7 protein-coding genes are annotated in these 10850 nt (G+C 66.0%); 4 read left to right on the top strand and 3 right to left on the bottom strand.

The genetic code is table 11. The features are described 5' to 3' along the window. Positions 1-603 precede the first annotated feature (603 nt). The 4 genes from ACKAE7_RS03435 to ACKAE7_RS03420 all read left to right on the top strand — a co-directional run bounded on the left by ACKAE7_RS03435 (position 604) and on the right by ACKAE7_RS03420 (position 6256). A complete protein-coding gene (locus ACKAE7_RS03435) occupies positions 604-891 on the top strand; it encodes an HU family DNA-binding protein (RefSeq protein WP_009358243.1) in 288 nt (95 codons plus the stop codon). A 115-nt stretch (positions 892-1006) separates the two neighbouring features. Beyond that, positions 1007-3181: a cytochrome c oxidase assembly protein gene (locus ACKAE7_RS03430; protein ID WP_408978515.1), complete on the top strand. Its 2175-nt coding sequence runs from the start codon at positions 1007-1009 to the stop codon at positions 3179-3181. Continuing rightward, a complete protein-coding gene (locus ACKAE7_RS03425) occupies positions 3181-5205 on the top strand; it encodes an NHL domain-containing thioredoxin family protein (RefSeq protein WP_408978514.1) in 2025 nt (674 codons plus the stop codon). The genes ACKAE7_RS03430 and ACKAE7_RS03425 overlap by 1 nt, the downstream gene beginning before the upstream one ends. Positions 5206-5374: 169 nt before the next feature. Next, positions 5375-6256, top strand: coding sequence for a type IV toxin-antitoxin system AbiEi family antitoxin domain-containing protein (locus tag ACKAE7_RS03420; protein ID WP_191036249.1), 882 nt, complete (start codon positions 5375-5377; stop codon positions 6254-6256). Positions 6257-6303: 47 nt separating this feature from the next. On the opposite strand, the gene ACKAE7_RS03415 is transcribed toward ACKAE7_RS03420, so the two are convergent. The 3 genes from ACKAE7_RS03415 to ACKAE7_RS03405 form a co-directional block, all read right to left on the bottom strand. Then, entirely contained in the window at positions 6304-7296 is a 993-nt protein-coding gene (locus tag ACKAE7_RS03415; RefSeq protein ID WP_408978513.1) for a hypothetical protein, read from the bottom strand. Between the two features lie 69 nt (positions 7297-7365). Next, a complete protein-coding gene (locus tag ACKAE7_RS03410; RefSeq protein WP_188811951.1) occupies positions 7366-9069 on the bottom strand; it encodes a helicase HerA-like domain-containing protein in 1704 nt (567 codons plus the stop codon). 153 nt (positions 9070-9222) lie between these two features. Continuing rightward, the gene (locus tag ACKAE7_RS03405; protein WP_188811953.1) at positions 9223-10824 is read right to left on the bottom strand and encodes an APC family permease; all 1602 of its coding nucleotides are present in this window, start codon (positions 10822-10824) and stop codon (positions 9223-9225) included. Between the last annotated feature and the right edge of the window lie 26 nt (positions 10825-10850).

Raw genomic sequence — 10850 nt, 5'->3', positions numbered from 1 at the left:
CGGAAGCTAAGACCCACAGCGCCGATGGTACTGCACCCGGGAGGGTGTGGGAGAGTAGGTCACCGCCGGACACACACATTAAAGGGTCGAGGCCCCAACCACCACGGTTGGGGCCTCCCACATTTAACACCCACCCAAACGCTCTCGCAACCTAATGCACCCCTTCCCGGCATCCCCTTCCACCTTGTGCAGGCCCGGAACGGACCCTCACCCACTTGATGCAGGCACCGGGGGCACCCTCTCTCACTTGATGCCGCTTCCCGGACGATCCTCACCCACTTCCTACCAGCAATACCCCCCCACCCCCGCTTCGAGTGAGAGAGCATCCCGACAAACCCCGCAACAAGTGAGAGAGCATCCCGGGAAACCGGACATCGAGTGAGAGAGCGTCGCAGGGGAGGGCCGGTAAATGAGTCAAAGGACGTCCGCTGGTGGCTGAATCCGGGACCGAAAACCCCGAAAATGCGGTGATTAACCTCAAAAAGTGCCGGAAACACGCGGAATTTGCGGAACCGGGGGGCCCAAGCTGGTAAGTTTTCGAACAGTGGCTTGTGCGCATGCCGCGTTCAGGCTCCAGAATCATGACCGTCCAGGAGGACATAAATGGCTAAGAACCGTAGTGAACTTGTTGCAGAGGTAGCAGGCAAGGCCGGCACCAGCCAGGCAGCCGTCAACTCCGTCCTCGACGCACTGTTCGAGGTTTTCGAGACTTCTGTCGCCGCGGGCGAGAAGATCACCATCCCGGGCTGGCTCGCCGTCGAGCGCACCGACCGTGCAGCACGTACCGGCCGCAACCCGCAGACCGGCGAGACCATCCAGATCGCGGCAGGCCACAGCGTCAAGCTGACCGCCGGGTCCAAGCTGAAGGCTGCAGTCTCCAACAAGAAGTAAGCTTCTTCCTCCCCGGCACGTAGCCGGCGCAGGAAAAGGAGCGGCAACCACACGGTTGCCGCTCCTTTTGCTTTAAGGCCGATTCGCGGGCCGGGCAGGCGTAGCGGACAATGGAATGGTGTCTTCTGCCGCAAAACCACGTTCCACCACCCCCCAGCCCGTTTCCGTCAAGGGAGCGCGGGGCAACGGTGCGCCGGGTAAAGACAGCAGCGCCCTGGGGATCCCCCGGGGCTGGCAGCTGGCCGGGCTGGCGGCCCTGTTCCTGGGCCTTGCAGCGGCGTTGGTTTTCTCCGGCGCGGCAGGCGCCCGGGCGGTCTCTGACCCTGGAGCCTTGGTCCGCTGGGGCCTCCCCGTCAGCAAGGCCATCCATAACGTCTCGTTGGCGACTGTCATCGGCGGCCTGATCTTCGCCGTCGGTATCCTTCCCCGGAGTGCCGGGCCCCGCAGCCGGGCCAAGGAGGCTTCCGGTGGCGAAGCGCCGGAGCATCCCGCCTTCAGCCGCGCCCTGGCCGTGGCGTCCGCGGCAGGTGCCGCGTGGACGCTGTCCGCCATCGCAGTCCTGGTCCTCACCTACTCTGATGTTGCGGGGCAGGGACTCTCCGGTGACGCGGAGTTCACGCAGGCACTGGTCTTCTTCATGACGGACATCGAGACGGGGCGGGCCTGGCTGGCCGTCACCATCATCGCGGCAATTGTGACAACGGCGCTGTTCGGGGTGCGATCTCTTGGGGGACTCGCTCTGACGCTGGTCGTGGCCTTGGTGGGGCTGGTCCCCACCGCGCTGATCGGCCACTCGTCGAGCTCCGCCGACCATGAGGGTGCCATCAATTCCCTGGGCCTGCACCTGGTGGGTGTCAGCACCTGGGTGGGCGGCATCATCATGCTGGCCCTGCTGTCCGGAATCCTGATTGGCCCCAAAGCCGCAGCCTCCGCCGACATCACGGAACCCACGCTCCGCCGGTTTTCCTCGCTCGCGGGCTTCGCCTTCGCGCTGGTGCTCGCCTCGGGCATCATCAACGCGAGCATCAGGATCACCAACTGGGCAGACCTCTTTGGTTCTCCCTACGGCCAGCTGATCCTGGCCAAGTCCGCGGCCACCCTTGTCCTGGGCGGAATCGGGTTCATGCACCGGCAGTGGGTGATCCCGCAGCTGGGCCGTAAGGGCTCCACAATGTCTTCACGGCGCGTGCTCTGGCAGCTGGTCCTGGCTGAATTCCTGGTGATGGGCGCAACGTCCGGCGTCGCCGTCGCCCTGGGCCGGTCCGCCCCGCCGGAGCCCACCAGCTTCGCCCCCGACGCCTCGCCCGCCTTCATCCTCACGGGCTACGAGCTTCCCCCTGAACTGACGCCTGAGCGGTGGCTCACGGAGTGGCGCCTGGACTGGCTCTGGATCGCCGCGGCTCTGTTCGGCCTAGTGGCCTATTTCCTGGGCGTGGCAAAGGTCCACCGGCGCGGTGACAAGTGGCAGTGGTTCCGTTCGGTGAACTGGGTCATCGGCCTCCTGGTCCTGACCTACATCACGTCCGGCCCGCCGTCGGTCTATGGCCGCATACTGTTCTCGGCACACATGGTGGACCATATGGCACTGACCATGGTTGCGCCCATCTTCCTGGTCCTGGGTGCGCCGGTGACGCTCGCCCTGCGGGCCCTGCCCGCCCGGGGCGACGGCTCCAGAGGGGCCCGGGAATGGCTGCTGGTGTTCATCCACTCGAAGTTCTCCCAGCTGGTCACCCACCCGCTATTTGCGGCAGCCAACTTTGCCGGCTCCATTGTGCTGTTCTACTACTCGGACCTGTTCGGCTTCGCCATGCGCGAGCACGTGGGCCACGAGCTGATGATTGTGCACTTCCTGCTCACCGGGTACATCTTTGTGCTGACCATGATCGGCACCGACCCGCTGCCGCGCAGGGCGCCGTACCCCATGCGGCTCCTGCTGCTCCTGGCCACCATGGGCTTCCACGCCTTCTTCGGCGTCGCCATCATGGGCGGGACCAACCTCCTTGCCGCGGACTACTTCGGAAACCTGGGCAGGGAGTGGGGCCCCTCCGCCCTCCTGGACCAGCAGAAGGGCGGCGCCGTGGCCTGGGGCATCGGCGAGGTCCCCACGCTGCTGGTGGCGCTCGGCGTCGCCATCATGTGGTCCCGGTCTGACCAGAGGGAGACCAAACGCGTGGACCGGGCGGCGGACAGGAATAACGACGCCGATCTCACCGCTTACAACGATATGTTTGCCAAATTGGCCGAACGCGACGCCAGGCTGGCTGAACGCAACAAGCTGGAAGGACGCTGATGAGCGAAACCGTACGCACGCATGCCCGGGTCCGGGCCTCCGAACTGGTGGGCCGCAACTGGTTGAACACCGGCGGCAAGAACCTGGACCTCGAAGCCCTGCGCGGCAAGATCGTGCTACTGGATTTCTGGACCTTCTGCTGCATCAATTGCCTGCATGTGCTGGACGAACTCCGGCCGCTGGAGGAACAGTACTCCGACGTCCTGGTCACGGTGGGCGTCCACTCGCCCAAGTTCGAGCACGAGGCCGATCCGGTGGCGCTGGCCGCCGCTGTTGAGCGCTACGAGATCCACCACCCGGTTCTGGACGATCCCGAGCTGGAGACCTGGAAGGCCTACACTGCCCGCGCCTGGCCTACCCTGGTGGTCATCGATCCCGAGGGCTACATCGTGGCGCACCTCTCCGGCGAAGGCCACGCGGACGGCCTGGCGGTGCTGATTCCCGAGCTCATCGCCGAACATGAAGCCAAGGGGACGCTGCACCGGGGCTCCGGCCCGTACGTAGCCCCGGAGCCCACCTCCGGCACCCTGCGCTTCCCCGGCAAGGCGCTTTTCCTTCCGCCGGGCCGCGGTTCCACCGCCGTGGATGGAACGTCCGACGACGGCGCAGCGGCAGGTGCCGCAGGAAACGGTGCTGCCGGCAAGGGTTCGTGGCTGGTCACCGACACGGGACACCACCGGCTGGTGGAACTCGGCACGGACTTCCATACCGTCCTGGGCACCTTTGGTTCCGGTGTGAGGGGCCATGCGGATGGCCCCGCTGCCGGGGATTCCCCCGTGGCCCAGTTCAACGAGCCCCAAGGCCTGGTCCTGCTGCCGGAAGACGTGGCAGCCAAGGCCGGTTACGACGTCGTGATTGCCGACTCCGTCAACCACCGGCTCCGTGGGCTGTCCCTCGCGGACGGTAAGGCCTCCACCCTAGCCGGCAGCGGTATCCAGCGGCTTCTGGAGTCCGGTCCGGCGCGCGTGGACGAGGACGCAGCGGGGTTCACCGGCCAGCTCGGCGGGCACCCGCTGGACGTGGCACTGAGCTCGCCCTGGGACGTCGTTTGGTCCAGGAAGCTTAACGCCGTGGTGGTGGCCATGGCCGGCGTGCACCAGATCTTCAGTTTCGACCCCATCACCGGGGCGGTGGCCATCGTGGCGGGCAACGGTCTTGAAGGCCTGCTTGACGGCCCCGCGCACGAGGCGTGGTTCGCCCAGCCTTCCGGCCTGGCCGAGGACGCTGAGGGCAACATCTGGGTGGCCGACTCCGAAACGTCCGCCCTCCGCAAGCTGGCCATTGACGACGAAGGCACGGTCACCGTGGAGTCCGCGATCGGCAAGGGGCTGTTCGACTTCGGCTTCCGGGACGGCGAGGCTGCAGAGGCACGCCTGCAGCACCCCCTGGGCGTTACTGTCCTGCCGGACGGGTCCGTTGCGGTGGCTGACACCTACAACGGCGCCGTCCGCCGCTATGACCCCGCCACCCGCACAGTGTCCACCCTGGCGCGCGGCCTCCTGGAGCCGTCCGACGTGATTGTGGACCACACGCACTCGGCCGGTTCCGAGCCGCTGCTGGTGGTGGTGGAGGCGAACAAGCACCAGGTGGTGTTCGTTCCCATCCCCAAGGAAGCCCAGCAGGTGGACGAAGGCGCGGTCCAGACTCACCGGCCCAAGAGCCCCGTTGCGCCCGGTCCCCTGGAGCTGACGGTCCGTTTCACGGCCCCCACAGGGCAGAAGCTGGATGACCGCTGGGGTGACCCCACCCAGCTGAAGATCTCCTCGACACCGCCGGAGCTGCTGGCCTCCGGCGGCGGAACCTCGGTGGGGCTGCTCCGCACCCTGGAGCTTTCACCGGACGTGCCGGAGGGAATCCTGCACATCACTGCACGGGCCGCCGCCTGCGATGGCCCCGAGACCGAGGACGGCGAGATCCCGGACCACGCCGCCTGCCACCTCTACCAGCAGGACTGGGGCATCCCCGTGGTGCTGCAGGGCGACGGCGATACCGAGCTGGTGCTGGACCTGCGCGGCATGGACTGACGCCCGCACCTTGATGACCAGAGTGGCCCGGTTTTCCACCCCATGAGGAGTGGGAACCGGGCCTTTTTGTTGCTGTTTCCCCCAAAAAGTGGGCCATCTTGGGGCCGTCTTGTTCACATAGCACCGCTCAAGGCTGACACCGGGCCAGGATGGCAGACATTCTGGCCTGATGGACCCGACGGAAATCCTTAGATCAGCTGGTGGAGTGTCGCTGCGACGGGATGTGCTGGCTGCCGGTGCCACGGATACGGAGCTTCGCCGTGCGGTCCGCAGCGGTCAGGTGCTTCGGCTGGACAGGGGACTCCTGGCCGTGGCTGACGCAGACGCTGAGCTGGTGGCTGCGGGGCGCGGCCGCGGTCTAGTCACCTGCGTTTCCGCCGCCCCTGCATACAGCCTCTGGCGGCTCCGCCCTCCTGCCAAGCCCCACTACTGGCAGAGCAATGGCCGAAGCGCAGTACGGTGTGTCAGCCACCGTACCGACTTGACGCAGCCGCCCCACCATCGGACGCTTGCAGCCCTGCCTGATGTCCTGCTTCATGCCCTGCTGTGCCTGCCGGAACTCGAGTCCCTGGTGATGGTGGAGTGTGCGTACAACCGCGGAGACATTGATCCGCCATACCTTCTCCGCCACTTGGACGGACCCCGGTGCGGCAAAGCGCGGAATGTAGTGTCCAAGGTTGACCGGGGCGCGGATTCCCTCTTGGAGACCTTGGCCCGGGTGCTCTTCCGGGACGCAGGCATTCTTACCGAAACCCAAGTGTGGATCGATGGCATCGGCCGTGTTGACTTCCTGTTGGAGGGGTTCCTCATCGTGGAGATTGACGGGCTGGCCTTCCATCTTGAAGCCAGGCAGTTCAAGAAGGACCGCCGCAGGGACAACTCCGCAATACTGCAGGGCCTTCCCGTGCTGCGATTCTTCTACGACGACGTGGTTCATTCACCTGAAGCTGTCCTGGCGCAGGTCCGCGAGGTTCTTGCCCGGGGTTCGCTTCGGTGGCCGCAACCAAACCGGCCCGGTTATTCGCCCAGCTGGCGCAACAACGGCTGGTAGACCTGCTGTTTGGCCACGAAAACTGGGCCAGTGTGGCGGGACCGGCCCTAGAAGCTCAGGACCGGCGTGACCTTGACCGTGTCCCCGCTGACGTCCAGGCGGGTGGTGAAGCTGAAGTCCACTTCCTCGTTGAGGGGGTACCAGGCTCCGGTAAACAGGTTCTGCTGGAGGGCCTCCACCTTGGCTTTGCCGTCCAGGGGAGCCACCACCCAGCGCCCGTCGAAGGGCTCAATGGCCACGTTGGGGTATTCCGTCACGGTCCACTTGATGCTGCCGTCCTGCACCGTGTTGTTGCTGGCGTAGTAGAACGGACAGTCCGGCTGGAGTTTCTGCTCCTTGGCGGCGACGGCGGCACAGCCGTCCAGGAATTCCCTGACCTTCGCGGACACGTCCTTCTTCAGGTTGTCCGTGGCCTGCGTGAGGAGGTTGAGCGGCGCCACCGGGGCGTCCCGTGCCGTCACCGTGGCGCGGGTGGGGGCCGCCGAAAAGTACTCCCCGTTCACGGAGGCCTCGTATTCGCCGGGGTAGAAGACCGCGAAGGAGTTCCGGCCATTGGGCATGTTGACGGGCATGCCGTTGACGGTGGCCTCACTGGAGTTGACCACCGTGATGTCCACCGTAGGCAGCCTGGACGGAACGAAAGCCCAGGTGTTGAAGAAGATCCACTCGGTCCCGGTCTTCCGCAGCAGGAATTCCGTGCGGAGCCGGCTGCCGTCAATGGTGTACTCCAAGGGCACCATGACCTGGCTGTCCGGGCGTTCCTCGGCGTCACCGATATCCACGTTCGTGAACCGGGACGTCGCGGTCTGCAGGGCCGTGCCATCGAGCATGGCGGCGTTGCTGGGCGGGACAGTGGCGCGGAGCAGCCCCAACGCCTTCCCGCCGTCGCCGCTCTGCAGCGCGTCCAGATATTCGCGCACGGGCTGCTGCGGGCTGGCCACGGTGTTGTTGACCAGGTTCACCGCCACCACGGCGCCGGCGATGGCAAGCATGAGTCCCAGCAGCCATCCGGCCGCGATCCTCACCAACGCTTGACTCATCTGCACGTTCCATACGTTACCTGCCATGCGTCCGACGGCGGCAGTTGAGTCAGCTGGATGCGGTACCTTTTAGCGGCGGCGGCGCCGGGACGACGTGCCGAACACGCCGCGCAGCAGTTCCCGTCCGAGCTGGGTGCCGATGGACCTGGCCATGCTTTTCATACCACCGGCCAGGGCGCCGCCGAGCACTCCGCCGATGTCGCCCACCATCGAGTCTCCCGCACCCGGGCGCGGGGCGGTTTCGGCGGGCTTGCGGCGCCTTGTTTCGGCTGACGGGGCGGGCCTGCTGCTGGGCCGTCCAAGGATCTCCTCCTCGATCCGGCGTGCCTCAGCGTCGACGTCGTCCTGGCGTGCCCCGCCCGGAACGGATCCGCCGGGCACCGGCGGCGCTCCAGCTGCTGCGGGTCCGGTGGGCGCGGCGGCCTTCCCTGCCAGTTTTTCGAAGGCCGAGTGGTTGTCCACGGCTGTCCCGTACTTCTCCAGCAGGGCAGAGCCTGCCACGGTGCTCCGGACCAGGGCTTCGTCGCTGGGGCCCATCACGGACTCGGGGGCGCGGAGCCTGGTGAGCGCCACAGGTGTTGGGGCGCCCTTCTCGTTCATGACCGTGATGACGGCCTCGCCAATGCCTGCGGAGGTGAGCGTCTCCTCGAGGTCGTAGTCGCTCATGGGGAACGTGGACACCGTCGCCTTGAGGGCCTTGGCGTCCTCGGGGGTAAACGCGCGGAGGGCGTGCTGAACCCGGTTGGCCAGCTGGCCGAGGACCTCCGCCGGGACGTCCTTGGGGGTCTGGGTGACGAAGAAGATCCCCACGCCCTTGGACCGGATGAGCCGGACCGTGGTTGTGATGGCTTCCAGGAAGGCTTTGGAGGCGTCGTTGAAGAGGAGGTGCGCTTCGTCGAGGAAGAACACCAGCTTGGGCTTGTCGAGGTCGCCGGCCTCGGGCAGGTCCTCGAAAAGATCGGCCAGCAGCCACATGAGGAAGGTGGAGAACAGCATGGGCTTGGTCTGCAGGGTGGGCAGCTCCAGGCAGGTGATCACCCCGCGTCCGTCCGGGGCGGTCCGCAGCAGCTCCGCGGTGTCGAATTCCGGCTCGCCGAAGAACTTCTCCAGGCCCTGCGCCTCAAGGCTCACCAGCTCCCGCAGGATAACGCCGGCAGTGGCCTTGGACAGCCCGCCGAGTTCCTCGAGCTGGTTCTTGCCTTCAGCCGAGGTGAGGAACTGGATCACCGCGCGGAGGTCCTTCAGGTCGATGAGCTCCAGGCCGTTCTTGTCCGCGAAGTAGAACACCAGCTGCAGGCTCGATTCCTGCGTGTCGTTCAGCTCCATGATCCGTGAGAGCAGGATGGGCCCGAACGAGGACACCGTGGCACGTACCGGGACGCCGTTGCCGTCGCCGCCCAGGGCCAGGAACTCCACCGGAAACGTCCGGCCCTGCCAGGCCTGCCCGATGCCCTCGGTGCGTGCGGTGAGCTTTTCACTGCCGGTGGCGGCCGTGGCCAGGCCGGACAGGTCGCCTTTGATGTCGGCCAGGAAGACCGGCACCCCGGCGGTGGAAAGCTGCTCGGCCATCATGTGCAGCGTGACGGTCTTGCCCGTGCCGGTGGCACCGGCCACCAGTCCGTGCCGGTTCATCATCGAAAGCGGCAGCCGCACCGGCGCGTCCTTGTGGAGTTCGCCGTCGATGATGGCGGCCCCCAATTCGATGGTGGCGCCTTCGAGCGTGTAGCCCTTCTGGAGGGTGGCGAGCTTCTCTGCTGTGGTTTTGTTGGCCATGGCGTTAGCTTAGCGGCGCGTGCGCTTCCGGAGCGGGTATGCCGTCAGTTCCATCTCCGCGAGTAAGGTCGACGGCGGCACTCAGGTGGGTGCCGCCGTCGACCTTTCCATGGGAACTGCCAGGGTGCAGCTGCCAGTCTGGGAGCGGTTGTTCTAGGACACTTTGGCGTCCACCGCGTCCAGCTCAGCAGGAGCGGCCTGCAGCGCGGCACCCGATGATGGATGGGCCGCGACGGCCGCGGCATGCTCGGCGAGCACGCCCGTCTGGTGGCGGATCTTCAGCCGGTAGAGTAGGGCCCCGCCAACGGTGACGGCGGCAACGAAGATCACCCCGCCCCACTGCAGGTACCACTCGAACGGCGGCACCGAGTTGTAGATCTCCGGGCGCGGCCACACCAGGTTCAGCGTCATGGCACCGCCCCACAGGACCGCCAGGATGTTCACCGGCAGCCCCCACTTGCCCAGGGAAAAGCCGGGCTCGGAGCCGTCTGCGGCGAGCGGCCACTTCTTCAGGAGGCGGTTGCGCAGCATGGGCACGGTGACCAGGAGGTAGGAGAGGTAGATCAGGACGATGCTGATGCTGGACATGATCGTGAAAATCGCGGGCTGCGTGACGTTGATGAGCAATGGCATCACGGCCAGGATGCCGATCACGATCGCCGCAACAGTCGGGGTCCTGCGGACAGGGTCCACTTTGCTCAGCTGCCGGCTGAACGGCAGGTTGTTGTCCCGGGCCATGGCGAACATCATGCGGATGGCGGCGGCATGGACGGCCAGGGTGCAGACCACCACGGCCACAACGATGCACGCAAGGAAGGCCTTGCCGAACGGTCCGCCCAGGACGGACAGCACGATGTACTGCAGCCCGCCGTCGGCCGAGCCCACCTTGGGGTCCGCAAGGTCCGGTGCGGCGAGGATGCCGAACAACAGGATCAGGCCACCCAGCACGAACGAGGCCGTGATGGCCCGCAGGATGGCCTTGGGTGCCGTGCGCTTGGGGTCTTTCGTCTCCTCCCCCAGCGAGCTGGCCGTATCAAAGCCGTACATGACGTAGCCCGATGCCATGGCGCCGATAAGGAAAACGCCGAAGAAGCCGAGGTCGTGGCCTTCCCCGAAGCCGGCGGTGTCAAAAAGGACCCCAGGCCCGCGCACCACGTGCCAGCCCAGCGCGAGGATAAGGAGCACGGCCGCGCTCAGCTCCACGAAAACGCCGATGCTGTTGATCCGGGTCATGAGCTTCACGCCGAACGCATTGATGAGGGTGGAGATGGTGATCATGATGCTGGCCAGCACCACGCCGTTCATGGCGAAATCGTAGGGGCCGGTGCCGTCACCGACGAACTGGAAGCCGGACCAGAGCTGGGGCAGGGTGAGCTGCAGGGCCAGTGCCACGGAGCCCAGCGCCACGATGGAGGAGAGCATCAGCAGCCAGCCGGCCAGCCAGGCCGAGGTGCCGGACGCGAGCCGTTTGGCCCAGTTGTACACCGACCCTGCAACGGGGTAGCGGCCCGCCAGTTCGGCAAAACACAAGGCCACCATCAGCTGGCCGGCGAAGACCAGGGGCCAGGACCACGCGTAGGCCGGGCCGGCCATGGAAAAACCAAAGTAGAACAGTTGGAAAACACCGGTGAGGATGGAGATATAGCTGACACCAGCTGCGAAGCTGGCGAACTTGCCGATGCTCCGGTCCAGGGTCTGCGCGTAGCCAAACTCGTCCATGCCGCTTGAATCAATACTCTTGCTGGGTTCCGCCATGAGGACTCCTCAATCAAAAAAGCACG

The sequence above is a fragment of the Pseudarthrobacter sp. NKDBFgelt genome, assembly GCF_046097905.1.
GTDB lineage: Bacteria > Actinomycetota > Actinomycetes > Actinomycetales > Micrococcaceae > Arthrobacter > Arthrobacter polychromogenes.
Note: the sequence above shows the minus strand (reverse complement) of the source record. Positions and strands in the feature narration are given on the sequence as shown.